Annotated in this window: 23 protein-coding genes; 12 read left to right on the top strand and 11 right to left on the bottom strand. The window is 71.2% G+C overall.

Annotated elements, in window-relative coordinates; all coding sequences use genetic code 11:
• Positions 1-75: 75 nt before the first annotated feature.
• Complete coding sequence (locus ABH926_RS23480) at positions 76-3,336, top strand: hypothetical protein (RefSeq protein ID WP_370367870.1); 3,261 nt, start codon at positions 76-78, stop codon at positions 3,334-3,336.
• 25 nt (positions 3,337-3,361) lie between these two features.
• Positions 3,362-4,327 (top strand): ROK family protein, encoded by a 966-nt coding sequence (locus ABH926_RS23475; RefSeq protein ID WP_370367869.1) that lies wholly within the window; start codon positions 3,362-3,364, stop codon positions 4,325-4,327.
• Between the two features lie 95 nt (positions 4,328-4,422).
• Here the strand turns inward: ABH926_RS23475 and ABH926_RS23470 are convergent, their stop codons facing one another.
• Both ABH926_RS23470 and ABH926_RS23465 read right to left on the bottom strand, forming a co-directional pair.
• Positions 4,423-6,072, bottom strand: a complete 1,650-nt coding sequence (locus ABH926_RS23470; protein WP_370367868.1) for an MDR family MFS transporter — start codon at positions 6,070-6,072, stop codon at positions 4,423-4,425.
• Complete coding sequence (locus ABH926_RS23465) at positions 6,065-6,583, bottom strand: MarR family winged helix-turn-helix transcriptional regulator (RefSeq protein ID WP_370367867.1); 519 nt, start codon at positions 6,581-6,583, stop codon at positions 6,065-6,067. The genes ABH926_RS23470 and ABH926_RS23465 overlap by 8 nt, the downstream gene beginning before the upstream one ends.
• Positions 6,584-6,703: 120 nt before the next feature.
• On the opposite strand from ABH926_RS23465, the gene ilvA reads away from it, so the two are divergent.
• Complete coding sequence (gene ilvA, locus ABH926_RS23460; protein ID WP_370367866.1) at positions 6,704-7,924, top strand: threonine ammonia-lyase; 1,221 nt, start codon at positions 6,704-6,706, stop codon at positions 7,922-7,924.
• Positions 7,925-8,011: 87 nt separating this feature from the next.
• Here the strand turns inward: ilvA and ABH926_RS23455 are convergent, their stop codons facing one another.
• Complete coding sequence (locus tag ABH926_RS23455) at positions 8,012-8,530, bottom strand: hypothetical protein (RefSeq protein WP_370367865.1); 519 nt, start codon at positions 8,528-8,530, stop codon at positions 8,012-8,014.
• A gap of 400 nt (positions 8,531-8,930) precedes the next feature.
• On the opposite strand from ABH926_RS23455, the gene ABH926_RS23450 reads away from it, so the two are divergent.
• From ABH926_RS23450 to ABH926_RS23440, 3 genes are all read left to right on the top strand, one after another.
• On the top strand, positions 8,931-9,947 hold the full coding sequence (locus tag ABH926_RS23450; RefSeq protein ID WP_370367864.1) for an ATP-binding cassette domain-containing protein: 1,017 nt from the start codon (positions 8,931-8,933) through the stop codon (positions 9,945-9,947).
• Complete coding sequence (locus tag ABH926_RS23445) at positions 9,944-10,801, top strand: ABC transporter permease (RefSeq protein WP_370367863.1); 858 nt, start codon at positions 9,944-9,946, stop codon at positions 10,799-10,801. The genes ABH926_RS23450 and ABH926_RS23445 overlap by 4 nt, the downstream gene beginning before the upstream one ends.
• Before the next feature lie 108 nt (positions 10,802-10,909).
• A complete protein-coding gene (locus ABH926_RS23440) occupies positions 10,910-12,865 on the top strand; it encodes a protein kinase (RefSeq protein ID WP_370367862.1) in 1,956 nt (651 codons plus the stop codon).
• A 111-nt stretch (positions 12,866-12,976) separates the two neighbouring features.
• On the opposite strand, the gene greA is transcribed toward ABH926_RS23440, so the two are convergent.
• Together greA and ABH926_RS23430 are read right to left on the bottom strand one after the other, a co-directional pair.
• Positions 12,977-13,471 (bottom strand): transcription elongation factor GreA, encoded by a 495-nt coding sequence (gene greA / locus ABH926_RS23435; RefSeq protein WP_370367861.1) that lies wholly within the window; start codon positions 13,469-13,471, stop codon positions 12,977-12,979.
• A gap of 155 nt (positions 13,472-13,626) precedes the next feature.
• Complete coding sequence (locus tag ABH926_RS23430; protein WP_370367860.1) at positions 13,627-14,025, bottom strand: DUF4307 domain-containing protein; 399 nt, start codon at positions 14,023-14,025, stop codon at positions 13,627-13,629.
• 99 nt (positions 14,026-14,124) lie between these two features.
• On the opposite strand from ABH926_RS23430, the gene mca reads away from it, so the two are divergent.
• Positions 14,125-15,063: a mycothiol conjugate amidase Mca gene (mca, locus tag ABH926_RS23425; RefSeq protein ID WP_370367859.1), complete on the top strand. Its 939-nt coding sequence runs from the start codon at positions 14,125-14,127 to the stop codon at positions 15,061-15,063.
• 10 nt (positions 15,064-15,073) lie between these two features.
• Entirely contained in the window at positions 15,074-15,454 is a 381-nt protein-coding gene (locus ABH926_RS23420) for a hypothetical protein (protein ID WP_370367858.1), read from the top strand.
• Between the two features lie 227 nt (positions 15,455-15,681).
• Here ABH926_RS23420 and arfB read toward each other — a convergent pair whose 3' ends face one another.
• Positions 15,682-16,119: an alternative ribosome rescue aminoacyl-tRNA hydrolase ArfB gene (gene arfB / locus ABH926_RS23415; RefSeq protein WP_370368017.1), complete on the bottom strand. Its 438-nt coding sequence runs from the start codon at positions 16,117-16,119 to the stop codon at positions 15,682-15,684.
• A gap of 123 nt (positions 16,120-16,242) precedes the next feature.
• Between arfB and ABH926_RS23410 the strand changes: the two genes are divergently transcribed.
• Entirely contained in the window at positions 16,243-18,210 is a 1,968-nt protein-coding gene (locus ABH926_RS23410) for a neutral/alkaline non-lysosomal ceramidase N-terminal domain-containing protein (protein ID WP_370368016.1), read from the top strand.
• Positions 18,211-18,229: 19 nt separating this feature from the next.
• Here ABH926_RS23410 and ABH926_RS23405 read toward each other — a convergent pair whose 3' ends face one another.
• The 4 genes from ABH926_RS23405 to ABH926_RS23390 all read right to left on the bottom strand — a co-directional run bounded on the left by ABH926_RS23405 (position 18,230) and on the right by ABH926_RS23390 (position 21,218).
• Positions 18,230-18,982, bottom strand: coding sequence for a hypothetical protein (locus ABH926_RS23405; protein ID WP_370367857.1), 753 nt, complete (start codon positions 18,980-18,982; stop codon positions 18,230-18,232).
• Complete coding sequence (locus ABH926_RS23400) at positions 18,979-19,836, bottom strand: ABC transporter ATP-binding protein (protein WP_370367856.1); 858 nt, start codon at positions 19,834-19,836, stop codon at positions 18,979-18,981. The genes ABH926_RS23405 and ABH926_RS23400 overlap by 4 nt, the downstream gene beginning before the upstream one ends.
• Complete coding sequence (locus tag ABH926_RS23395) at positions 19,833-20,192, bottom strand: GntR family transcriptional regulator (protein WP_370367855.1); 360 nt, start codon at positions 20,190-20,192, stop codon at positions 19,833-19,835. The genes ABH926_RS23400 and ABH926_RS23395 overlap by 4 nt, the downstream gene beginning before the upstream one ends.
• Before the next feature lie 312 nt (positions 20,193-20,504).
• Complete coding sequence (locus tag ABH926_RS23390) at positions 20,505-21,218, bottom strand: hypothetical protein (RefSeq protein WP_370367854.1); 714 nt, start codon at positions 21,216-21,218, stop codon at positions 20,505-20,507.
• A 176-nt stretch (positions 21,219-21,394) separates the two neighbouring features.
• Here ABH926_RS23390 and ABH926_RS23385 point away from each other — a divergent pair, with 176 nt between their 5' ends.
• The 3 genes from ABH926_RS23385 to ABH926_RS23375 are packed head-to-tail and all read left to right on the top strand — an operon-like array spanning position 21,395 to position 22,706.
• Positions 21,395-21,679, top strand: coding sequence for a sigma factor (locus ABH926_RS23385; RefSeq protein WP_370367853.1), 285 nt, complete (start codon positions 21,395-21,397; stop codon positions 21,677-21,679).
• Positions 21,676-21,801 (top strand): sigma factor-like helix-turn-helix DNA-binding protein, encoded by a 126-nt coding sequence (locus ABH926_RS23380; protein ID WP_370367852.1) that lies wholly within the window; start codon positions 21,676-21,678, stop codon positions 21,799-21,801. The genes ABH926_RS23385 and ABH926_RS23380 overlap by 4 nt, the downstream gene beginning before the upstream one ends.
• Positions 21,798-22,706 (top strand): hypothetical protein, encoded by a 909-nt coding sequence (locus ABH926_RS23375; RefSeq protein ID WP_370367851.1) that lies wholly within the window; start codon positions 21,798-21,800, stop codon positions 22,704-22,706. Before ABH926_RS23380 ends, ABH926_RS23375 begins: the two co-directional genes overlap by 4 nt.
• On the opposite strand, the gene ABH926_RS23370 is transcribed toward ABH926_RS23375, so the two are convergent.
• On the bottom strand, positions 22,693-24,075 hold the full coding sequence (locus ABH926_RS23370; RefSeq protein ID WP_370367850.1) for an L-serine ammonia-lyase: 1,383 nt from the start codon (positions 24,073-24,075) through the stop codon (positions 22,693-22,695). The two genes, ABH926_RS23375 and ABH926_RS23370, sit on opposite strands and share 14 nt — an antisense overlap.
• Positions 24,076-24,135: the final 60 nt, after the last annotated feature.

The following is a 24,135-nucleotide window of genomic DNA, read 5'->3' as shown; positions in this document are numbered from 1 at the left end:
ACTAGACGAAAATACGCTTCAGAGGACTGTCCCCCCGCTGTCCAAGGGGTCGAACACTGTGCACAATTAGCCGCCGTGGCAGGTATATCGGGAGTCTCCGCGGGCATCGTCCTGGCTGGTCGCTACACCTTGTCCCGGCGGCTGTGGCACCGCGGGATCGGAGAGCTGTGGCTCGCCTCCGACTCGGTGCGCCGGCGCCGGGTCTGGATCCAGATCTCGGCCTCGGGCGGCCTGGAGAACGCGGTCTCGGCGCTGACGCACGTCGAGCATCCGGCGATCGCCGTGGTCCGGGAGGCCGGGCAGAAGCGGATCGCGCACGAGGACCGCGTGGTCACCGACCACGATCAGCACTCCCACAAACTGATCCACAAGAGCGACAGCTACATCGAGTTCGCGGTGTACGACCAGGACAAGGGCTCCTCGCTCACCGCCCGCCTGATGAAGGGCGCGCTGACCTCGGCGGAGGTCGGCGTGCTCGCGCTGAACGTCGCCGAGGTCTTCGAGCGCGTCCACGCCGCCGGGCTCGTCCACGGCTGGATGCACACCGACTCGATCTGGGTCGGCAAGGGCAACATCTTCGTGGACCTGGCCCTGGGACTCGCGTTCGAGGGCAACGCGGCCGCGGTCGCCGCCGAGGCCTCCAGCGGCTTCCTGACGGCGGCCCGCCTCGGCGGCGCGGCGGCCACCGCCGCGGACGACGTGTACGGGCTGGCGTGGCTGCTGTACACGGGCGTCTTCGGCTGGGAGATCGTCCGCGAGGACATGGAGCGGGCACGCGCCGAGGCTGCGGGCTTGGTCGCGGCGGCGGAGTCGGGCCAGGGGCACGGCCACGGTCATGGGCACGAGCACGGTCTGGAACTGGCCGGGGGTGCGGCGCTCGCCGGCGCGGCTTCGGCGCACGACGCCGCCATGCTTCTGGCCTACCGGCGCGAAATGGCCGTCGGACGCCTGACGGAGTACTTCGGCGACAGCTCCGTCCTGGCGGAGGCCTTCGCGCTGAGCCTGTCGGAGGAAGCCGGCGCACGGCCGTCGATGGCCGAGGTCGTCGAGGCACTGCGCGCGCACCCGGTCGCGGACCTGGCGCAGCCGGCGATCGTGGTGGAGCGCGCGGCGGCAGCCGCGGCGGCCCTGGCACTGGCGGCGGAAGCGGCCGAGTCGGCCGAAGCGGAGTCCGAAGCGCGGTCGGAATCGCTGGGCTCGAGCGTCGAGGACGCGGACTCGGGCGAGTGGACGCCCGCGGTGAGCCCGACGGCCGGCGCGCCCAAGGGCACGATCCCGCGCGCCGAGGCAGAGGCTGCGACAGCGGCGGCCGTCGCCGCGGCGGTGGCGGACGCCGAGTCGCGCGCGAACGCGGCACGCGAGGAAGCCATAGCGCTGGCGACATCGGCAGCGGTGGCGGCGGCCCTGGCCGAAGCCGAAGCAGCCCACGCACGCGTGGACGACGAGGCGGTCTCGGCGGCATCGGCGGCGGCGATCGCAGCCGCCCTGGCCGAGGCCGAGGAACGGCACGCGGCCGAGCGCGAAGCGGCGGTCGCCACAGCGCTGGCCGACCAGCAGTCCGCAACGGCGGAGCTGACCGAGGCGGCCATCGCGGCAGCCGTGGCACAGGCCCTCGCCGAGGTCGAGGCCGCGCACGCCGCGTCGAACGAGGAGGCGGTGACCGCGGCGTCGGAGGCCGCAGTGGCCGTGGCGCTCGCCGAGGCGGAGGCTGCGCACCACGCGGAGGTGGAGGCGGCTGAGGCGCGGCATGGCGCCGAGCTGGAGTCGGCGCGGGCCGAGCATGCTTCGGCTGGCGAGGAGGCGTTGGCTGCTGCGACTGGTGTCGCGGTGGCGGCGGCTGTCGCTGAGGCTGAGGAACGGCATCGTGCGGAGCTTGAGTCGGTGCGGGCTGAGAGCCACTCCGAGGCCGGCGAAGTCGTGCTGGCCGCGGCTGTCGCAGCCGCTGTGGCCGAGGCCGAGGAGCGGCACCGACATGAGATGGAGGCAGCCGAGGCTCGGCAGACTGCTGTGATCGAGGCCGCGGTGGCCGCGGCGCTCGCCGAGGCGGCCGTCGCCCACGCCGCGGAGGTCGAGGCGGCCCGGGCTGAGGCCGCGGAGGCTGCTCGGGCGGGCGAGTCCGCCGCCATCGAGACCGCGGTGATCGCGGCGCTCGCCGAGGCGGCTGCCGCTCACGCCGCGGAGGTCGAGGCGGCTCGGGCCGAGGCCACGGCCGCTGTCGAGGCGAAGCAGGCTACTGCGATCGAGGTCGCGAGCGCTGCGGCGGTGACGGCGGCGCTCGCCGAAGTGGCTGCGTCGAAGGCCGAAACGCAGCAGCTCCCCGCGCAGCGTTCCACCGGAGTGGTTACGGCGACCGGTGCGGTGGCCGGCGGTGCCGCCGGGCTGGTGATCGGCGCGGAGTTGGCCGGTTCCGAAGCGGCCGCAGCAGGTGCGGCCGGCGCGACAAGCTCGACAGGCGCGGCAAGCGGCAGTTCGGCAAGCGGCAGTTCGGCAAGTGCCGCGGCCGGCGCCAGCACAACCGCAGCCGCATCGGGCGGCATCCTCGCCGCCTCGTCCACCGAAGCGAGCGGCGGCTCGGCCGGCGGTTCCGGCGGCGGCCTCGTCGCCGGAGCGTCCCCGAAGCCCCGCCCCTGGGCCCTGGCATCCGGCGGCGTTCTGGTCGGCGTGCTGGTCGGTATAGGCATCGGCTACGCCGTCCACGGCTCCAGCACCCACTCCTCCGCCTCGGGCCCCTCATCGAACTCCTCCACCTCCGCCGCAGCCGGCAGCAGCTCGCTCCCGACCGGCGCGAGCACCGCCAACGCCAGCAGCGCGTCCGGCGCCGTTCCCAGCCTCTCGCCGAGCGAGTCCGGCAGCGTCACGACCGGCGGCACAAGTGCCGGCGCGTCTTCCTCGGGTCCCGGTGCCGGCGCCAGCTCGACCGCTCCGGGCGGCGTCCCCACAGCTCCGGGCACAGCACCGAGCACAGCGCCCAGCGTGCCAGGCACGGCACCCAGCACGGCACCGTCCACCGCACCCAGCGCCCCAAGCACAGCACCCAGCGCCCCGAGCACCACCGCCCCGGCCGCACCCGGCCTCCCGACCAGCCCGCAGCAGTCGGAAACCCAGATCACCACCATCATCACCACCCAGGTCACCGTCACCAGCGCCCGAAGCAGCCTGACCAACATCGTCAACCAGCTCCGCAGCACCCAGGTCGGCTCCAACGCCTACAACCAGGCGCTGGCCTCGCTCTCCCGCACCGTCACCTCGCTGGAGAATCAGGGGTCGATCACCCCCTCGACCGCCCAGGCGCTCCGCCAGCAGGCGACGTATCTGCAGAGCTTCTCTGGAAGCTGATACAAAACCGCCTAAGGTGTGCAGCATGACGGTGACTGACACCTCCGGCGACGCCCCGGTACTGGCGATCGACATCGGCGGGACGAAGATGGCGGTCGGCGCGGTCGACGCGCTGGGGGAGGTGCTGGCCTCCTTCCGGGCGCCGACGCCGGCCGGGGCGGGGGCGGACGGCGAGGCGCTGTACGCCGCGCTGCTCGACGCCGTCGATCACCTGCCATACGAGCGCGACGCCTACCGTGCGGTGGGTGTCGGCTGCGGCGGTCCCATGCGGTGGCCGGCCGGGGAGGTGTCGCCGCTGAACATCCCCGGGTGGCGTGGTTTCCCCTTGCGGTGGCGGCTGGAGGCCGACTTCCGGCGCGATGTGCGGCTGCACAACGACGCCATCTGCCTGGCCGCCGCGGAGCACTGGCAGGGGGCCGGGCGCGGGGCCGCGAACATGCTCGGCATGGTCGTGTCCACCGGGGTCGGCGGCGGGCTGATCCTCGGCGACCGCCTCATCGACGGAGCCAAGGGCAACGCCGGGCACATCGGCCATGTCGTCGTGGACCAGGAGACACCCTGCGCCTGCGGCGGCACCGGCTGCCTGGAAGCGGTCGCGAGCGGGCCGCGCATGGCCGGGTGGGCGGCCGCGCAGGGCTGGCGCGCCGGGCAGGAGAGCCGTACCGGCAAGGACCTCACCGACGACGCCCGGGCCGGCGACGGCATCGCGGAGGCCGCGTTCACCCGCGCCGGCACCGCGCTGGGCATCGCGATCGCCGGCGCGGCGGCCATGTGCGACCTGGAGCTGGTGACCATCGGCGGAGGGATCGTGCAGGCCGGGGAACTCCTCTTCGAGCCGCTGCGTGCCGCGCTGTACCGGCACGCGCGCCTGGACTTCACCAAGAACCTGAAGGTGGTCCCGGCTGATCTGGGCCAGGACGCCGGTCTGGTCGGCGCGGCGGCGCTGATCCTGCGCGGCGACGCGTACTGGTCGGCCGACCGCGTGGACTAGAACGGCAAGAGCAGAACACTGAGGCCGCCCGGGTTTCCCCGGGCGGCCTCAGTGTTCTTAGTTGTGCGCACTAAGTATCGGGCTCAGCGAATGAACTAGTGCGCCAGCGCCGGAGCCTCCACGTCCGCGGCACCCTGCTTCGCCTGGCCTGACGGAGCCATCGAGCGCAGCTTGTGCTCCTTCAGGAACCAACTGGCGAACCACGCCAGCAGGCTGAGCACGGCGCCGAACAGGAACACGGTAGATAACGCCTGCGTGAAGGAGTGGATCAGCACGTGCTGCACGGACTGCGGCAGCTTGGCCATCAGGCCCTCGCTCTGCAGGATCGCCATGCCGTGCTCGCGCACCGGCGCCATGGCCGGGCTCGGGCCCGCGTTGGCCTTCAGGTGGCTGGTCAGCTGGTTGGTCAGGATCGCGCCCATCACGGCCGCGCCGAAGGTCTGGCCCAGCGAGCGGAAGAAGGTCGAGGACGTGGTCGCCACGCCCATGTCCTTCATCTCCACCGCGTTCTGCACCGCCAGGATCAGCACCTGCATGGTGGCGCCCAGGCCCAGGCCGACGATGAACATGAACAGCGCGCCGGTGAAGAACGTGGTGTTCTCGTCCATGGTGGTCATCAGCCCCAGGCCGATGGTGGTCACCGCGATGCCGGCGATCGGGAAGAACCGGTAGCGGCCGGTCCGGCTGATGATGCGTCCGGAGCTGATCGAGGTGGTCAGCAGGCCGACCATCATCGGCAGCATCCGCAGGCCCGCCTTGGTCGGGCTGTCGCCGTTCACCACCTGGAAGTAGAACGGGATGTACATCATCGCGCCCATCATCACCATGCCGATGAGGAAGCCCATGACGCTGGAGACCCGGAACACGGCGCCGCGGAACAGGCGCATCGGCAGGATCGGCTCGGGGGTGCGGATCTCCCACATCACGAAGGCCACCAGGACCACCACGCCGGCGATCGCCAGGCCGATGATGACCGGGGAGCTCCACGCGTACTGCTGGCCCCCCATCTGCGCCGCCAGCAGCAGGCACACCACCCCGGCCACGACCAGTGCCGCGCCGATGTAGTCGATGGTCGCCTTCACCCGGCGCTTGGGCAGGTGCAGGACGGCGCTGATGACGAACAGCGCGACGATGCCGATCGGCAGGTTCACGTAGAACACCCAGCGCCAGCCGGTGATGCCGATGATCGAGCTGTGCTCGGTGAAGATGCCGCCGAGCAGCGGGCCGGCGACCATCGCCAGCATGAACACGCCGCCGAACAAGCCCTGGTACTTGCCGCGCTCGCGGGGCGGGACCACGTCGCCGACGATGGCGAAGGTCAGGCCCAGGATGCCGCCGGCGCCCAGGCCCTGCAGCGCGCGGAAGGCGATGAGCTGATCCAGGTTCTGCGACAGGCCGGACAGCGCCGAGCCGGTCAGGAACAGCGCGATCGCCGTCATGTACAGCGGCTTGCGGCCGAACAGGTCGGAGAGCTTGCCGTAGATCGGGGTGGCGGCGGTGGACGCCAGCACGTAGGCCGTGGTCACCCACGGCATGCGGGCCAGGCCGTTCTGGCCGCCGATGTCGCCGATGATGGTGCGGATCGCGGTGCTGACGATGGTGTTGTCCAACGAGGCCAGCAGCAGGCCCAGCATCAGCGAGCCGAAGACCACGAGGATCTGCTTGTGGCTCATGGTGGAGCCCTCGGCCACTTGTGGTGCCGGAGGGCTCGCTATCTTCTCGGGAACTTCGGTGGTCTCACTCATGTGTGCGTCCGTCTTCCGTTGTGGGGCCGTTCTTTGAATCGGTGTTCTTGGCGACGATGGCGGCGAAGTCCTCGACATAGCGGTTCATGAGCCGGCCCAGGGTCCGCAGGTCCTCCGGATCCCAGTGCTCGAAGCCCTCCCGCATGGCCTCGATGCGCTTGTGCCAGAAGTCGTGGATGTGCTTCTGGCCCAGGTCGGTCAGGTGCAGCTGGGTGGCGCGCCCGTCGTTGGGGTCGGCGACCTTCTCCACCAGGCCGTCCGTCTCCAGGTGGGCCACGTGGCGGGAGACCGTCGACTGGTCCAGGAACAGTTCCTTGGCCAGGTCGCTGGAGCGGATCGGGCCGCACTTGGCGAGCATGCTCAGCGCGGCGATCTGGCCGCCCTCGGGTTCCCGGCGGGAGCGCATGATGCGCTGGAAGAGCATGCCCATCGTCTTGCCGAGCTCGCTGTACTCCTCGTCGGTCAGAGGCTCGCTTCTCGGAGGCTCGCTTTTCAACGGCTCGCCGCTCATCGTCCTTCTCGTCTCCTACAGATGCTTGGTTGCTGCAAGCATATACCTGGATGCATGCGTCATGCAAGTAGTTTCGGAAGGCGGCTCGTGGGGTCGGAGGCGACCTGCGAGACTGGGATCATGTCAACGGCGACTGTGACCCTGGAAGACGTCGAGCGGGCGCGCGACCTGCTGGAAGGCGTGGCGCGGCGGACCCCCCTGGAGGGTTCTCGGAGCATCTCCGAGCAGGTCGGGGGACACGTGCACTTCAAGTGCGAGAACCTCCAGCGGACCGGGTCGTTCAAGATCCGCGGCGCCTATGTGCGGATCGCCAACCTGTCGGCGGCCGAGCGGGCCAACGGCGTGGTGGCGGCCAGCGCCGGCAACCACGCGCAGGGCGTGGCGCTGGCGGCGTCGCTGCTGGACAGCAAGTCGACCGTGTTCATGCCCGAGGGCGCGCCGCTGCCGAAGGTGGCCGCGACCGAGGCCTACGGCGCGCACGTGCGCTTCGCCGGGCACACCGTGGACGAGGCGCTGATCGCCGCGCGGGCCTTCGCCGCCGAGACCGGCGCCACCTTCATCCACCCCTTCGACCACCCCGACGTGATCGCCGGGCAGGGCACGGTCGGCCTGGAGATCCTCGAGCAGTGCCCCGAGGTGCGCACCATCGTGGTCTCGGTCGGCGGCGGCGGGCTGCTGGCCGGGGTGGCCGCGGCGGTCAAGGCCACGCGGCCGGACGTGCGGGTGATCGGCGTGCAGGCGGCCGGCGCCGCCGCGTACCCGCCCTCGATGGCCGCCGGCAAGCCGGTGCAGCTGGCCGGGATGGCGACGATGGCCGACGGGATCGCCGTGGGCCGGCCCGGCGACGTGCCCTTCGACCTCATCACCCGGCTCGCCGACGAGATCCGCGTGGTCTCCGAGGAGTCGCTGTCCAAGGCCATGCTGGCGCTGCTGGAGCGGGCCAAGCTCGTGGTCGAGCCGGCCGGCGCCGCGGCGGTCGCGGCCGTGATGGACGACGCCCGCGCCTTCGAGGCCCCGGTGGTCGCCCTGCTGTCCGGCGGCAACATCGACCCGCTGCTGATGATGCGCATGATCCGCCACGGCCTGGTGTCCGCCGGCCGCTTCCTGGCCCTGCGGCTGCGCATCCCGGACCGCCCCGGCGCGCTGGCGAAGCTGCTGAGCGAACTCGGCGAGGCGGACGCGAACGTGATGGACATCGAGCACCTGTGGACCCGGCCGTCGCTGGCCTTCGGCGAGGTCGAGGTGGCGCTCCAGCTGGAGACCCGGGGGATCGCGCACGCCGAGACGCTGATCTCGCGGCTGCGCGCGGCGGGGTACCAGCCGGAGCCGACTTCTTTCTGAGGCGAGGTTCGCGCGCAGACATGAAGTGGGCCCCGCCGGAACGGATTCCGGCGGGGCCCACAGTGTGTCGCGGTCTGTCGCGAGATGTCAGGGCGCGATCTTGGCGTCCAAGCTGTTCTCAAGCGCGGAGGCGATGCCGAACAGGCCCCGGTTGTCCTGCCAGTTATCGCAGTCCGGCCCGGGTAGGGAATGGACCGGCAGGATGAAGTCGGCGAGCTCGGTCGCGGTCTGGTACCGGTCCTTGCCGATCACGGTGCTGAAGTGCTTGCTCGGCAGCCCCGGCAGGTCTGCCTCGCCGATCCCCGTGCCGATCATGTCCGGGAACGGCTGGCACTGGGGCGGCGTGGCGTCGGCGTACATCGTGTCCACCGCGCAGAACGCCTTGCCGCCCAGGACCAGCACGTGGTCCACGATGCTTCCCGGCTGGGGCCCCGGCGACCGGGTCATGCGGGCCTTGACGAAGGCCGCGGTGGCCGGATCGGTGATCCTCGAGCCATTCGACAGCACGATCGCCGCGGGCTTCCCGCCGGAGCTGAGCCAGTCGCCGGTGGCGGCCGGGACGCCGGCCAGCGCGTCGGCGAAGCCCGCGCCCGAGGCCAGCACCACGGCCTTGGCCGGGCGGCGTGCCGGAGTGGCTGTGCCGGCTGTGCCGGCGGGGTCGCCTCCGGCGTCGGCCCACCGGCGCCTCCGCGACCAGCGCCGCGTGCGCGCTGTGGGTCAGCACCGGCAGGGTCTGGGCGGAGGCCTGCGGCGACGCGGCCTGTACCGCGGGCGCGGTGCCGACGGCAGCCGTGGCGGCCATCGACGTCGCGAGCACGAAAACGCGCTCGTAGCTGCGCATGGTGGTCTGGATCCCGTCCCGGAAACGCCGTGGTCATGGCGACCGCGGCGGACGGAGACTGGCGCACGCGTGTTCGCTCAGGATCCCCTCCCGTTTCATCCATTCGGCCTACCGCCGGTGATCATCCGCGCACCCCCTGTCGGACCCCTCATCTACGGTCGGTCTATGGCAGCCATCGAGGCCGAGGGTCTGGTCAAGATCTACGGCGGAGACAAGAAGACCAAAGAGGTCCGCGCCCTGGACGGCGTGGACCTCGCGGTGCCGGAGGGCAGCATCCTGGGCCTGCTCGGGCCGAACGGCGCGGGTAAGACCACGGCGGTGCGCGTCCTGACCACCCTGCTCAAACCCGACGCCGGGACGGCCCGGGTGCTCGGGATCGACGTGCTGCGCAAGCCGAACGAGGTCCGGCGGGCGATCGGGCTGTCCGGGCAGTACGCCGCGGTCGACGAGAACCTGACCGGCCGGGAGAACCTGGTCATGGTCGGGCGGCTCTACCACATGACCAAGGCCGCGGCCCTGAAGCGGGCCGGGGAGCTGCTGGAGGAGTTCGCGCTCACCGACGCCGCCGACCGGCCCTCCAAGACCTACTCCGGCGGGATGCGGCGGCGGCTGGACCTGGCCGCGGCGCTGGTGGTGAAGCCGCCGGTGATCTTCCTGGACGAGCCGACCACCGGGCTGGACCCGCGGACCCGGATCGCCATGTGGGACGTGATCGCCGGGCTGGTGAAGGGCGGCACGACCCTGCTGCTCACCACCCAGTACCTGGAGGAGGCCGACCGGCTGGCCGACTCGATCGCGGTGGTGGACCACGGCAAGGTGATCGCGCGGGGGACCGCGGACCAGCTCAAGGCGCAGATCGGCGGAGAGCGGCTGCAGATCGTGGTCTCCGACCGCGAGCGGCTCGCCCAGGCCGCCGGGCTGCTGGCCCGGATGGGGACGGCCGAGCCCCGGGTGCACGAGCCCACCCGCGAGATCCTGCTGCCGGTCTCCGGCGGGGCCCAGCTGCTGGTCGAGGCGATCCGGGAGCTGGACGCCATGGGTATCGCCATCGACGACGTGGCGCTGCGCCGCCCCACCCTGGACGACGTCTTCCTGCAGCTGACCGGCCGCTCCACCGAGGACGAGGAGCACGGCGCCGAGGCTTTCGACGAAGGCCACGAACCGCAGGAGGCGTTGCGATGAGCTCGGACACTCTGGCCCCGGCGCCCCCGCTGGGCGGGCACGGCCCGGCTACGGCGCTGCACGACGCCTGGGTCGTCACCCTGCGCAATCTGCGCCGGATGACCCGGATCCCGGAGATCGTGGTCTTCTCCTCGATCCAGCCGATCATGTTCGTGCTGTTGTTCGCGTTCGTCTTCGGCGGCGCGATCCCGGTGCCCGGCGCCGCGGGCCAGACGGCGTACCGGGAGTTCCTGCTGCCCGGCATCTTCGTGCAGACGCTGGCCTTCACGGCCGCGACCACCTCCGTGGGCCTGGCCGACGACCTGCACAAAGGCCTGATCGACCGGTTCCGCTCGCTGCCGATCTCGCGCTCGGCGGTGCTGGCCGGCCGGACCACGGCCGACTGGCTGCAGAACCTGTTCGTGCTGCTGGTGATGGCGGTCTGCGGGCTGGCCGTGGGCTGGCGGATCCACGACGGGTTCCTCAAGGCGGTGGCCGGGTTCGCGCTGCTGATGCTGTTCGCCTACGCGATGAGCTGGATCGGCGCCACGATCGGGCTCTCGGTGCGCAGTGTGGAGGCGGCCAACACCATCGGCTTCATCTGGATCTTCCCGCTGACCTTCCTGTCCAACGCCTTCGTGCCCTCGCGCAAGATCTCGCCGCAGTGGCTGCAGGACGTCGCGGACTGGAACCCGGTCTCGGCGACTGTGCAGGCGTTGCGGACGCTGTGGGGAAACCCCGACGGGTATCCCCCTGGGGCGAAGATGCCGTGGCCGATCGCGCACGCGCCGTGGGTGTCGCTGTTCTGGTCGGCGCTGATCCTGCTGGTGTTCGTGCCCCTGTCAGTGCGCAAATACCGATCGGTTTCGACGTGAGATCGAGCACGATCCTGGCATGATCGAGCACATCGGCAACCGACCCCGATGTTCAAGCGTCTTATTCTTGGGGAAAGGGGGCGCAACAAACAGCAGCAGGGGGGACCGATGACAGGACCTAGACCGGGCGAGGTGTTGAACGACCGGTACGAGCTGATCGACCGCATCGGCGGCGGCTCGATGGGCGAGGTGTGGCGCAGCCGCGACCTGGTGCTCGGCCGGACCGTCGCGGTGAAGATCGTGCTGCCGGCCCTGCTGGACGCGCCGACCTTCCGAGCCCGTTTCGTGGCCGAGGCCCGGGTCATGGCGATGATGGACCATCCCGGCATCGTCCGGGTGTACGACTACGGCTACACCGACGCCACCGATGCCGACACGCCGGGCGCGGCGTTCCTGGTGATGGAGTTCATCGAGGGCGAGTCGCTGGACCGGGTGCTGGCGCGCACCGGGGCGCTGGAGCCGCGCTTCGCGATGAAGGTGCTGGCCTCGCTGCTGGACGCGCTGGGCGCCGTGCACCGCACCGGGGTGGTGCACCGGGACGTGAAGCCGGCGAACGTGATGCTCACCTCCGGCGGGGTGGTGCTGGCCGACTTCGGCATCGCGCGCTCCCCGGAGTCGCTGGGGCTGACCGCGGCCGACGCGCTGATGGGCACCGTCCCGTACCTGGCGCCCGAACTCTTCCACGCCGAGACCCCGACCCCGGCGGCCGACGTCTACGCGGTCGGCATCCTCGGCTACGAACTGCTGTCCGGCCGCCAGCCCTTCCAGGCCGCCAGCACCGCCGCGGTGATGTACATGCACATGCACGAGCCGCCGCCGCCGTTGCCGGACTACGTCGCCACCCCTGTCGCCGAGGTGCTGTGGCAAGCGCTGGAGAAGGACCCGACACACCGCTGGGCCGATGGGGCCGAGATGGCCGAGGCGGTGCGGCACGTGCTCGGCGGCCCGGTGGAGGCCGGCGAGGACCTGGCCGGGCCCGGCGGCCTGGACGGCGGCTACGGCGGCTACGCCGGGATCCCGAGCGGCTACGAGGACACGCTGACCGACTCCGGGGGTCGCCGCCGTCGGCGGCCCGCGGCCGAGGCCGGGTACGCGGCAGCCGGGGGTGCTGCCGCGGCCGCCGGAGCCGCCGGTTACGCCGAGGGGTTATACGGCGACACCGCCGGCCCGGAGGGCCGGTACGGTCGCGACGCGGCGTTCGGGGAGAGCGCCGCGTCCGGTTTCGGCGCCCGGCACGGCCGCGGAGACTACGAGGGCGAATATCCCGGCTCTTACGGCCACGCCGATGCCCTGGACGAGACCGCACGCCTGAGCGCGATGCCGGGTGCGATGCCCGGTGCGATGCCGCCGGAGGCCACCCGCGTCTACGACGAGCGAATAGCCCCGATGGCCGACTCCGGGGGCCGTGGCGGCCACGCTGCCGACTATCCGGACGGGACCCGGGTCTACGACCTCCCCGGCGCGATGGCCGACTCCGGCGGCGGCCGCCACGCCGGTCCGCCCACCCACCACGGCGCCGGCGAGCCCCCGGTGCGCCGCCGCGGGGCCGAGCCCCATCAGGGCGCGTCCGGCGGCTACGGGGGCCGTGGCGGGGGTCTGCGGCCCGACATGCGGCGCAAGGCGCTCATCACCGCGGCGGTCGCCGTGCCGGCCGTGCTGGGGCTGTCCGTGGCGCTGGCGGTGAGTTCGGCGGGGAAGTCGCCGGACGGCGGCGCGCCCGGTCCGGGCCCGGCGCAGCAGACCGATGTCCCGACCGCCGGCACGGGCACCGACGACACGGTGCCGCCGACCGAACCGGTGCCCACCTCGACCAGCGTCTACGGGCACACCTACCCGCACCACACGTACACGACGTACCCGACCTACGGCCACACCTCGGGCTCCGGGTCGCCGGCGTCCGCGGCCGACTCGACCAGCACCGGCAGCCGCTCCGGCCCGCCCACCGACACCGGCACCACGGCCACCTCCAGCCAGCCCGGGGTGCCCAGCTCGACCAGCACGTCGCAGGGGCCGACCACGCCGCCGTCCTCGGTGTCGTCGCACCCCTCGTCCAGCGCCAGCTGAGCCGAGCCGAGCCGAACGAAGCCCCGACGCGCAGCGAGCGGCCCCCACGTGAACCTCACGCGGGGGCCGCTCAAGCTCTCGCGGCGGGGCGCGGTGGGGCGCCGGACGGTCTCAGCGGGTGTACGGCTTGGCGTCCAGCAGCTTGACCATCATCGGCTTGCCGTTCGGCAGTTCGTACTCGGCCTGCTCGCCGACCTTCTTGCCGTTGATCGCGCCGCCCAGCGGCGACTGCGCGGAGTAGACCTCCATGTTCTCGGCGGCGTCCTCGCGCGAGCCGAGCAGGAACGTCAGCGTGTCGTCCTCGTCGCCGTCGAAGGCGATGGTCACGACCGCGCCCGGCACCGCGACGCCGGACTCCACCGAGTCGCCGACCCGGGCGTGCTCCAGAAGCTGGGTGAGCTGGCGGATCCGCAGCTCGATCTTGCCCTGCTCCTCCTTGGCCGCGTGGTAGCCGCCGTTCTCGCGGAGGTCGCCCTCTTCGCGAGCGGCTTCGATCTTCTGCGCGATCTCCACGCGGCCCGGTCCCGACAATTGCTCCAACTCGGCGGTGAGCCGGTCGTAGGCGTCCTGGGTCAGCCAGGTGACGCTGTCGTTGGTCTGGGTCACGGGTACTCCTAGGGTTCTACACATTGAGGGATCGTGCTTGTCAGTCACACATGGTTTTCAGTCAGACACTGTTTTCAGTCAGACACAGAATGGCGATCGTAACAAGGAGCACGGACGGATAACGCCGGGTTAATCAGCCGTGGACCGCCGGGGCTCTATGTGAGCTGGCAGTCCAGCACTTCGCCGCTGATGGCCCGGCTGCTGGTCCGGATCGTGGCGCTGAGCACCTGCGTCTGTTTGCCGACGGGGACCGGGACGTCGAGCCGGCCCACTTCGTTCCCGCCGTAGTCGCGGGCCCGGACGGTACAGGTCGCGGGCTTGTCGTGGTCCCGGTTGTCCACTTGGAACCGCACGTCGACGCTGTGGTCGGAGGCGACCTGGTAGCCCAGGACCGTCGCGGTCAGCGGCGGCGTGGCCTGCTTCAGGCCGATGTACGACACCGCGCCGGTGAGCGCGATCACTCCGGCCGCCCCCAGGGCGATGCGCGCGCGCCTGGACAGGCCGGATGAGCGCGCGTAGCGCGCGACCACCTCGTCCTGCACCTCGGACGTCAACGCGGTTCACCTGGCTTTCACGGGCGGGAGCGATTCGGATGTGCGCAGTGTCGGATCCGTGCGTCAGTATATTCGGGCGGCTACTGATGGAGGAACACCGTGACGCACGAACTGCGCTTGATGACCGTCCACGCGCACCCGGACGACGAGTCCAGCAAGGGTGCGGCCACCAGCGCGCGGTACGTCCGTGACGGCGTGGACGTGCTGGTCGTCACCTGCACTGACGGCTCCCGGGGCGACATCCTCAACCCGCAGCTGAAGAAGGATCCGGCCGTCCAGGCCGAGATCGAGGCCAACCTGCTCGAGGTGCGCCGCAGGGAGATGGACGCGGCCCGCGAGATCCTGGGCGTGCGCCAGGAGTGGCTGGGCTTCGTCGACTCCGGCCTGCCCCAGGGCGACCCGCTGCCGCCGCTGCCGGCGGGCTGCTTCGCCCTAAAGGACGTCGAGACCGCGGCCGAACCCCTGGTCAGGCTGATGCGCCGGCAGCGCCCGCAGGTGGTGGTCACGTACAACGAGAACGGCGGCTACCCGCACCCGGACCACATCATGACCCACAAGGTCACCATCGCGGCCTTCGAGGCGGCCGGCGACCCGGAGCGGTACCCGGACGCCGGCGAACCGTGGCAGCCCCTGAAGCTGTACTACGACGTGGCCTGGTCGGTCCAGCGCATCGAGGCCGAGCACCAGGAGATGCTGGACCGCGGCCTGGAGTCCCCCTACTGGGAACTCCTGAAGGAGCGCGAGAACTGGCCGCAGCGCGAGATCACCACCCGCGTCCCGGTCGGGGACTTCTTCGAGACCCGCGACGCGGCCCTGAAGGCCCACGCCACCCAGATCGACCCCGACGGCCCCTTCTTCCGCACCCCGAACGACATCCGCCGCGCGGTCTGGCCGACCGAGGACTTCGAGCTGGCCCGCTCGGTGATCGACACCACACTCCCCGAGGACGACCTGTTCGCCGGCGTCCGCGAGCACGAGAAGGCCCACGGAGCGCTCCCGGGGCAGGGTGTGCACGAGCACGCGGGAGTGTGCTCGTAGACTGCGGGACATGAACGCTGTGTCCGGATTGCTCACCAACGCCCAACCGGTGCTCGCCAGCAGCGGCAGCCTCGACAAGACGAAGCCGGGGCTGGTCGCGTTCCTGATCGTGCTCGCACTCGGCGTGGCCCTGTGGGCTCTGCTGAAGAACATGGGCAAGCAGCTCGGCCGGGCCCAGGAACACTTCGAGGCCGAGGACGCGGCGCTGGCCGCCGAGGCCGCGACGGCGGTCGGCACGGTCGGCACGGTCGGCACCGCCGAGGCGGTGGCCGAGGTGCCGGCCCAGAAGCAGGCCGAGGCCCAGATGCAGACCCAGGCCCAGAAGCAGACCCAGGCCCAGAAGCAGGTCAAGGCCAAGGGCAAGGACGGGAAGGGCGCCGCGGCCGAGTAGCCGTGGCCGGGCCGCGCGGCCGAGTCGCGCGGCGATGATGCGGGTTCGGCGGTCGGCCGGGCCCGCCGTGAGTGGTACCCGGTGGTGGGCAGCGGCAGCCGGCCACGGTGTGGCACGTGGATCCCGCAAACAATGCGCGAAGCGTTAAGAAAATGCCTTTGATTGTCAACGGGTAAACAAAAGGCGGCCAGCCAACCTAACCGGCCACCCCACCCGCCAATCCCGCCTCAGAAATCATCAACCCGCCGCCGCAACTGCTTCGTCTGCCCCCGCCGCGTCTTGCTCTCCAACCGCCGCCGCGTCACCCCGGCCGGCACCTTCTTCGCCCGCCGCGGCGCGGGCGGCGGCGCGAGCGCCTCGGCGAGCACCAGCGCCAGCCGCTCCCGGGCCGCCTCGCGGTTCTGCAGCTGCGACCGCTGCTCGCTCGCGGTCACCGTCAGCACGCCGTTCACCAGCCGCCCGGCCAGGCGCTCGAAGGCCCGGGCCTTCAGCCAGTGCGGCAGTGCCGTGCTGGCCGCGAGGTCGAAGGACAGCTCGGCTCGGCTGTCGGTGGTGTTCACGCCCTGGCCGCCGGGGCCCGCCGAGCGGGAGAAGCGCCAGGTCAGCTCCGCTGCCGGGATGACGGCTTCGGCGCGGTTGCGGCCGGTGTGGCTGGACGCGGGCATGGCGTTGTAGCGGACCGTCAGGGGTCCGTTCACGCCGGTCGCGGTCTGATCAGCCATGTCTCGATGTTCTCAGACCCCGGCGGTGCTTGACACCGGTTATCGGGTGCGCGTTACGTGATCGGCATGGGCTACCTGGCCGGGCGGGGTATCGCGGACATCACCGGGGAGATCGCCGAGTGCGGGTTGCTCGGCTACGGGCTGCCGGAGCAGCAGGCGGCCGGGCTGCACACGCGGTTGCGGGCGCGGGCCTTCGCGCTGGCCGACGGGGAGCGGCGCATGTTGCTCGTCGTCTGCGATCTGCCGTTGGTCTTCAGCAGTGTGACGCAGGCCGTCCTGCGCCGTCTGCCGGCCGTCTACACCGAGGCCAACGTCCTCATCACCGCGACCCACACGCACTGCGGCCCCGGCGGCTACTCGCACCACGCCGTCTACAACAGCACCACCGGCGGCTTCCGTCCGCAGACGTTCCGGGCGATCGTCGACGGCATCGTCGAGGCCGCCCGCCGGGCGATCGCCGATCTGCAGCCCGCGCAGCTGCGGCTGAACCACGGCGAGCTGCACGACGCCAGCGTCAACCGCTCCCGCCGCGCCTTCGAGCGGAACCCGAGTGCCGACAAGGCTTTTTTCCCGGACGCCGTGGACCCGGCCACCACGCTGCTGACCCTGGAACGCGACGGCGTCCCGGTGGGGCTCGTCTCCTGGTTCGCCGTCCACAACACCAGCATGACCAACCGGAACCGCCTGGTCAGCGCGGACAACAAGGGCTACGCCGCCTACCACTGGGAACGCGCCGTCTCAGGGATCGACTATCTCGCTGACGATGCCCGGCCCGCCACCCGCCCCACCGACCACCCCGCCCACTCCGCCCCCCTGATCACCGCCTTCGCGCAGACCAACGCCGGCGACATGTCGCCGAACCTGAACCTGCGGCCGGGCAGCGGGCCGACCGAGGACGAGTTCGAGAACACCCGTGTCATCGGCACCCGGCAGTACGAGGCGGCGGCGAAACTGTTGGCGGACAAGGAGAACTCCGAACTCCTCGAAGGCGGCCTGGACCACCGCCTGATCCACGTCGACATGGCCCGCGTCCGGGTCGGCCCGCGCTTCACCGGCGACGGCGCGTGGCACCGGACCTCGCACGCCGTCCCCGGCGCCACCGCCTTCGCCGGGGCCCTGCCCGACGGCCCGACCGGCTGGCGGTTCGCGCACCCCGAGCACAACCCGCTCCTGGACGCTGTCTCCCGCCACGGCGTCTACCGCGTGTCCCCCCGGCTGCGGGACGCGCAGGCCCCGAAGACGCTGGCCGCCCCGATCAGCCTCCTGAACCGCGTCGTCCCCTTCGGTCAGGAGGTCCTGCCGATCCAGTTGCTGCGCATCGGATCGCTCCACCTGCTGTGCCTGCCCTTCGAGGTGACGATCGTCGCCGGCCTGCGCCTGCGCCGCACCGTCGCCGAGGCCGTCGGCGCGGCCCTGGACCACGTCCTGGTCGTCGGCTACGCCAACGCCTACGGCCACTACGTGACCACCCCCGAGGAGTACGACGCCCAGATGTACGAGGGCGCCAGCACGCTGTTCGGACGCTGGCAGCTGCCGGCGCTGCAACACCACGCCTGGCTGCTGGCCACCGCGATGCGCGACGGCCGGCGCGTCGTCCCCGGCCGGCCCGCGCCCGACCTGTCCCGCCGCCATCGCCGTCAGCCGAACCCGCCCGCACCGGACCGTCCGCTCCCGAACGCCGACATCGGCGAGGCGATGTCGTTCGCCTGGGACGGCCGGACCGTGGTCGCCGAGTTCGCCGGCGTCCACCCCGCGCACGATCCCCGGCGCGGCGGCACGTACTTCGAGGTGCAGCGCCGCGAAGGCCTGTACTGGCACCGCGTCGCCGACGACGGGGACTGGTCGACCCGGATGTACTGGACCCGCCGGCCCTCGCCGCGGCACAGCACGCTGTCCACGGTCCGCATCGAGTGGCAGGTGCCGCCGGAGACGCCACGGGGCCGGTATCGCATCGTCTACCGAGGCGACACCGGCCGGGTGGCGTTTGAGGCGCGCAGTCAGGAGTTCGACATCGGCGCCGTGGAAGAGCTCTGATCCCCTCCTGCCAGAGCTCTCACACTCGCGACCGCAGCATCAGCACAGCCCAGCCGGTCCCGAACAGCGCCACCAGCGCCAGCGGGTACAGCGCGAAGTCGGCCAGCATGGGCTGCGTGGCGAAGAAGTGTCCGACGTGTCCCATCCCGTGCGCCAGGAACAGCACCGCCACCACCGCGGCGGCGAGCACGGCCATCGCCACGAAGCACACCCACAGCCCGAACTGCCCGAAGACCCGGAACACCGCGCCCAGGAACGCGGTGACCGACGTCAGCGCCATCATCGGCACCCCGTACACCAACGCCTGGGTGAAGTAGTCGTCCTGGTGGACGTACGGCAGGTCCAGCAGGCGCATGTGGACGAACCAGCCGTCCGTGCCGATCTCGATCTTGTTCAGCAGCGCCAGCCCGAGCCCGGCGATCACCGTCTCGGCCAGGACCAGCAGCACGGTGGCCCGGATGAAGGCCCGCCGGGTGACGGACAGCGCGGCCGAGAACGGGAACAGCTGGGTCACCAGCCACGGCTGCACCCCGACGCTGGACAGGTAGAAGGCGCTCAGCGCGCCGGTGCTCCGGCTGTGGTACGGCACCTGGTGGCCGATCACCGCGAACAGCGCGGTGCACAGGGCGATCGCGATGCCGATGCTGAACCACGGGATCGCGAAGGTCGAGCCCGGCTTCAGCAACTGGATGCGCAGTGCCTTGACGGTCTCGGTCGCCTTGATGGTCTTGGTGGCTCTGATGGTCTCGGCGGCTCTGATGGTCTCGGTCATGCCTGGTCCCCCTGGTTCGTCGTGAGGACGATCAGTTCCTGCAGCGACAGCGAGTCGACGCTGACGCCCTCGGCCGGCCGCTCCGGCCGTTCCGGCAGCGTCACCCGCAGCCGGCCCCCCAGCTCCGAGCGGTGCAGTACCGGCGTGCCGTCGGCATAGGCGGCCACGGCCTCGGCCGGGCCGGTCACCGACACCGCGCGGCCGCGCAGCCCGTCGGCGTCGGCGTCCATCAGGACCTTGCCGTGGTCGATCAGCACCACGTGCTCGATCAGGTCGGCGACCTCGTCGATGAGGTGCGTGGAGAGCACTATGGTGCGCGGGTGCTCGGAGAAGTCCTCCAGCAGCCGGTCGTAGAAGACGTGCCGGGCCACCGCGTCCAGGCCCAGGTACGGCTCGTCGAACAGGGTCAGCGGGGCCCGCGAGGCCAGGCCGATGATGATGCCGACCGCGGAGAGCTGTCCGCGCGAGAGCTTCTTGATCTGCCGCTTGAGCGGCAGGTCGAAGTCCCGTACCAACCGGTCGGCCAGGGCCTGGTCCCAGCCCGGGCAGGCGATCGCGGCGGCGGCGAAGGCCTCGCGCACCTTGAAGTTCTGCGGGTACTTCTGCGCCTCGCGGATGAAGCACACCCGGCCCAGCACCTCGGAGTTCTCCCGCGGCGGCTGCCCGAACACCTCGACCCGGCCGGAGGTCTGGAACTCCTGCCCGGTGAGGATGCGCATCAAGGTGGTCTTGCCGGCGCCGTTGCGGCCCAGCAGCCCGTGGATGGTGTCCGGCGCCAGCTCCAGGCCGACCCCGTCCAGCGCGGTATGTCCGCGGTAGCGCATCGTCAGGTCCTCGACCAGTACGGCGCTCATCGTCCGTCCCCCCGCTTCCCGATCAGGTTCCGCACGTCGTCGGCGCTGAGCCCGAGCCGCCGGGCCTCGGCCAGCAGCGGCTCCACGAAGTCCCGGGCGAAGGACTCGCGCCGCCGTTCCAGGACGCGCCGGCGCGCGTCTGCCGCCACGAACATGCCGATCCCTCGCTTCTTGTAGAGGATCCCGTCGGATACCAGCTGGTTGATGCCCTTGGCCGCGGTGGCCGGGTTGATCCGGTGGAACGCGGCGAGCTCGTTGGTCGACGGCGCCTGCGCGGCCGCGGTCAGCGAACCGTCCAGGATCGAGTCCTCGATCTGTTCGGCGATCTGCTGGAAGAGCGGGCGGCCCTCCTCCATCACCGGTTCCCTGGTTCATTACTCATGTAACTAACCATGCAAGTGGCTCGGCTCCCGTGTCAAGCACTGCTGCCGACCCTGGGGCGGGATTGTCTAGTACGACTGGACTCTGCACATGTCAGCAGTAGGTTGCACGCTTGGATCGATCGCGGAGGTGGGCATTTCGGATCAGTTCGCCATGGGAAGCGCGCGTTTCGGACCAGAGGCCGAGGCGGCCGTGGACCGGCTCCTCACCGAGGCCGGAGCAGGCAAGTGGGCCGGCGGCCAGCGCTGCACGCGCGACTCGCTCCTCCGCAGGATGGGCGATGATGCCTACCGTCGGCCCGATGCGCTGGTCTGTGCTTCGAGTAATCGATTTGCCCTGCCGCCGCGTGTCCAGGCGACCGCTCGCCACGGCCGCGGTTGCTGGTGCGTCCACGACTGGAACTCCTGGACCGCAAGGGTCGGCGAGATCCTCCAGCGAACGGTTGGTCCTGACGCCTCGGGGACGTCGACAAGCTCCGCGCCAACGTCACCCAATTGATCGATGTCGACGTTCCAGAGGCACAAGTCCCACTGCGCGAGCTCGTCCATGAGCGCGTGGGACTCGATGAGCGTCGGCAGCGACGGGGCGATCTCCAGGAAGTCGCTGCTTCCGTCCTCGGCCCCAACGCGGCCATCGGTGTGCACGAGGTGGCGGATCGGGCTGGACACGCGTTCTCCGATCCAGTCGAAGTACCAGCCGCCGGGTTTGTCCGCCCAGGCGAGCCCGCCGAGATCGTAGTTCCATTCGCGGGCCACCTCGTGGCGCTGTCCGTCGAGGACGAGAAAGCGCCGGACGGTGTAACGCAGGCCTCCGTATCGGAGCGCGAATCCCTCGCGCCGGATGGTGAGCATCGGAGGAGCGGTGACGAACCCGTCGCCAATCAGTCGGACGTGCTCGATCTGAGTCTGAAGATCGGGCTCGGGCGGCACGCGCCATCCTGTGCGCCGAAGCAGGGTCTGTGCTCGGGAGGATAGACCGTCGAGGTCGTCCAACAGGTGCATGTGGCTTCTTCTCTGAACCGGTCGTCGTGCTCATCATGCTGGCTGATCGTTCGCGGGTGCAACGGGTCCGGGCAATGCCGGATCGACCATCTCCCACAGCGGTCACATCAGCTCGCCGGACGCGGGACTTTCGGCGAGGATGCAACCTTCCCGGCCCGCACGAGGTTCAGCACTCCATGAAACGCAGACCCCCGCCCTCGGTGGACCCGGGCTTCGTCGAGTTCGTGGCGGCCCGGTCGGCCGCGCTGTTCCGCACGGCGGTGCTGATCGTCGGCGACCGGCACGTCGCCGAGGATCTGGTGCAGGGCGCCCTGGAACGTGCCTACCGGCACTGGGATCGGGTCGCCGGCATGGAGGCGCCGGAGGCCTACGTGCGGCGGATCCTGGCGAACCTGGCCACCGACCACCACCGGCGCCGGGGCCGCGGACCGGTCACGATGTCCGTTACTACGACGACATGACCGAGGCGCAGATCGCCGAGGCGTTGGGGATCTCGCTCGGGACCGTGAAGTCCCAGGCGGCGCGCGGGCTGGCCAAGCTGCGCGAGGCGATGGCGGCGCAGAAGGAGGAGCGGACGGCATGACAGAGATCGAAGACACCCTGTCGCGTGCCCTGGCCGCGGAAGCCGACTGCCGGCAGCCGCCGGTCTTCAACGCGTACCGGATCGCCGAGGCGGCCACCGCCAAGCGGCCGTTCTGGCGGCGTCCGCTGCTCTCCATGGTGGCGGCGGCGATCGCAGTGGCCGGAGCCGGCGGTACGGCGGTGCTGGCGACCGGCGGCGGTCGGCACCGGTCCGGCGACGCTGTCACGGTGACCATCCAGAGCCGCACCGGATCGGTGGGCCCTGAGACCACGGACAGTTCGGTGAAGGCGTGGGTGCATCGCCGTGCCGTCGCCGAGGGTTTGAAGGACGTCACCGCGACCGTGCGGCACAATCCCTGGCGCCTCCAGGTGACGGGTCATGCCGCCGACCTGGACCTGCTGAAGACGTTCGCCGATCCCGGCGTCCTGCAGCTCCGGCCCACCACCCCCGTGCCTTCCCCGGCCCCGGCCCAGGGCAGCGTGACGCAGGCGTGCCAGGAGTCGATCGTGAAGACCGGCACGCAGTGGCTGGCGTGCGGACGGGCCGGTGAGATGCCCGCCTGGGTCACCGATCCCGTGGGCGTCGACTACCGCGTCGTCGCCTCGCGGCCGATGCTGTTCTCGCAAGGCACCGATCGCGATATCTGGGGCGTCATCGTGACGTTCGACGACGCGGGAGCCAAGGCCCTGTCCGACTTCAGCGCCCGCTATACCCGCAAGGCGACCGCGGTCCTGATCGACGGCGCCGTCGCCGCCACGCCGGTGTTCCCGGGCGCCCAGACCACCGGGCAGATCGGGTTCGCCGCCGGGACGGGTCAGCGGACGGCCGACGTGCTCGGGGCGATCCTGACCACCCAGGGCTCCGCCGACCTGGAAGGGGCGACCGTGACCGTCAGCACTCGATGACGTTCACCGCGAGGCCGCCGCGCGCCGTCTCCTTGTACTTGACCGACATGTCGCGGCCGGTGTCCTTCATGGTCTTGATGACCTTGTCCAGGGACACGTGGTGTCGGCCGTCGCCGCGCAGTGCCATCCGCGCTGCGGTGACGGCCTTCACCGCGGCCATGCCGTTGCGTTCGATGCACGGGATCTGGACGAGGCCGCCGATCGGGTCGCAGGTGAGGCCGAGGTTGTGTTCCATGCCGATCTCGGCGGCGTTCTCCACCTGTTCCGGGGTGCCGCCGAGGACTTCGGCCAGGCCGGCGGCGGCCATCGAGCAGGCCGAGCCGACCTCGCCCTGGCAGCCGACCTCGGCGCCGGAGATGGAGGCGTTCTCCTTGAACAGCATGCCGACGGCGCCGGCGGCCAGCAGGAAGCGGACCACGCCGTCCTCGTCGGCGTCGGGCACGAAGTTGACGTAGTAGTGCAGCACGGCCGGGATGATGCCGGCGGCGCCGTTGGTGGGGGCGGTGACGACCCGGCCGCCGGCCGCGTTCTCCTCGTTCACCGCCATCGCCCACAGCGTGGCCCACTCGTTGGCGTGCATCTCGCGGTTGCCCTCGGTGCGCAGCGTCCGGGCCAGGCCCGGGGCGCGGCGGCGCACCTTCAGGCCGCCGGGCAGGATGCCCTCGGTGGTGATGCCGTTGGCGACGCACTCGCGCATCACGCGCCAGATCTCCAGCAGGCCGGCGCGGACCTCGGCGTCGGTGCGCCAGGCCAGCTCGTTCTCCAGCATCAGGCCGCTGACGCTGAAACCGGTCTGCGCGGTCAGCTCCAGGAGCTCGGCGCCGGTGCGGAACGGGTACTTCAGGACGGTGTCGTCCAGGACCACGCGGTCGGCGCCGACGGCGTCCTCGTCGACCACGAACCCGCCGCCGACCGAGTAGTACGTCTTGGCCATCAGCGGCTCGCCGTGCTCGTCGTAGGCCGACAGCTGCATGCCGTTGGCGTGGAAGGGCAGCGACTTGCGCCGGTGCAGGACCAGGTCGCGGTCCTCGCTGAAGGCGACCTCGGCGGCGCTGCCGTGCTCGGTCCCGAGCAGCCGCAGCCGGCCGGTCTCGCGGATCCGCGCCAGGTCCGTCTCCACGCCGCGCACGTCCACGGTCGCCGGCATCTGGCCCTCCAGCCCGAGCAGCACCGCCTTCGGGGTGCCGTGCCCGTGGCCGGTCGCGCCGAGGGAGCCGAAGAGTTCAGCGCGAATTCGCGCGACCTTCGGCAGCAGGTCCTCGTTGTCCAAGCGCTTGACGAACATCCGGGCCGCCCGCATCGGGCCGACGGTGTGCGAACTCGAGGGGCCGATGCCGATCGAGAACAGGTCGAAAACGCTGACCGCCATGGGGGACTGCCTCTCACGCCATTGTGTTGAGGTCTGTGCTCACTGAAGAGCTGAGCTACG

The organism is Catenulispora sp. GP43, assembly GCF_041260665.1.
Taxonomy (GTDB): Bacteria; Actinomycetota; Actinomycetes; order Streptomycetales; family Catenulisporaceae; genus Catenulispora.
The sequence above is the reverse complement of the archived record's forward strand: the minus strand, read 5'-3'. Positions and strand labels throughout refer to the sequence as shown.

Coding starts and splice junctions, on each gene's coding strand:
- ABH926_RS23475 (WP_370367869.1), top strand. CDS start 3,362: ATGACGGTGACTGACACCTCCGGCGACGCCCCGGTACTGGCGATCGAC.
- ABH926_RS23470 (WP_370367868.1), bottom strand. CDS start 6,072: ATGAGTGAGACCACCGAAGTTCCCGAGAAGATAGCGAGCCCTCCGGCA.
- ABH926_RS23465 (WP_370367867.1), bottom strand. CDS start 6,583: ATGAGCGGCGAGCCGTTGAAAAGCGAGCCTCCGAGAAGCGAGCCTCTG.
- ilvA (WP_370367866.1), top strand. CDS start 6,704: ATGTCAACGGCGACTGTGACCCTGGAAGACGTCGAGCGGGCGCGCGAC.
- ABH926_RS23450 (WP_370367864.1), top strand. CDS start 8,931: ATGGCAGCCATCGAGGCCGAGGGTCTGGTCAAGATCTACGGCGGAGAC.
- ABH926_RS23445 (WP_370367863.1), top strand. CDS start 9,944: ATGAGCTCGGACACTCTGGCCCCGGCGCCCCCGCTGGGCGGGCACGGC.
- ABH926_RS23440 (WP_370367862.1), top strand. CDS start 10,910: ATGACAGGACCTAGACCGGGCGAGGTGTTGAACGACCGGTACGAGCTG.
- ABH926_RS23420 (WP_370367858.1), top strand. CDS start 15,074: ATGAACGCTGTGTCCGGATTGCTCACCAACGCCCAACCGGTGCTCGCC.
- arfB (WP_370368017.1), bottom strand. CDS start 16,119: ATGCCCGCGTCCAGCCACACCGGCCGCAACCGCGCCGAAGCCGTCATC.
- ABH926_RS23410 (WP_370368016.1), top strand. CDS start 16,243: ATGGGCTACCTGGCCGGGCGGGGTATCGCGGACATCACCGGGGAGATC.
- ABH926_RS23405 (WP_370367857.1), bottom strand. CDS start 18,982: ATGACCGAGACCATCAGAGCCGCCGAGACCATCAGAGCCACCAAGACC.
- ABH926_RS23400 (WP_370367856.1), bottom strand. CDS start 19,836: ATGAGCGCCGTACTGGTCGAGGACCTGACGATGCGCTACCGCGGACAT.
- ABH926_RS23395 (WP_370367855.1), bottom strand. CDS start 20,192: ATGGAGGAGGGCCGCCCGCTCTTCCAGCAGATCGCCGAACAGATCGAG.
- ABH926_RS23390 (WP_370367854.1), bottom strand. CDS start 21,218: ATGCACCTGTTGGACGACCTCGACGGTCTATCCTCCCGAGCACAGACC.
- ABH926_RS23385 (WP_370367853.1), top strand. CDS start 21,395: ATGAAACGCAGACCCCCGCCCTCGGTGGACCCGGGCTTCGTCGAGTTC.
- ABH926_RS23380 (WP_370367852.1), top strand. CDS start 21,676: ATGACCGAGGCGCAGATCGCCGAGGCGTTGGGGATCTCGCTCGGGACC.
- ABH926_RS23375 (WP_370367851.1), top strand. CDS start 21,798: ATGACAGAGATCGAAGACACCCTGTCGCGTGCCCTGGCCGCGGAAGCC.
- ABH926_RS23370 (WP_370367850.1), bottom strand. CDS start 24,075: ATGGCGGTCAGCGTTTTCGACCTGTTCTCGATCGGCATCGGCCCCTCG.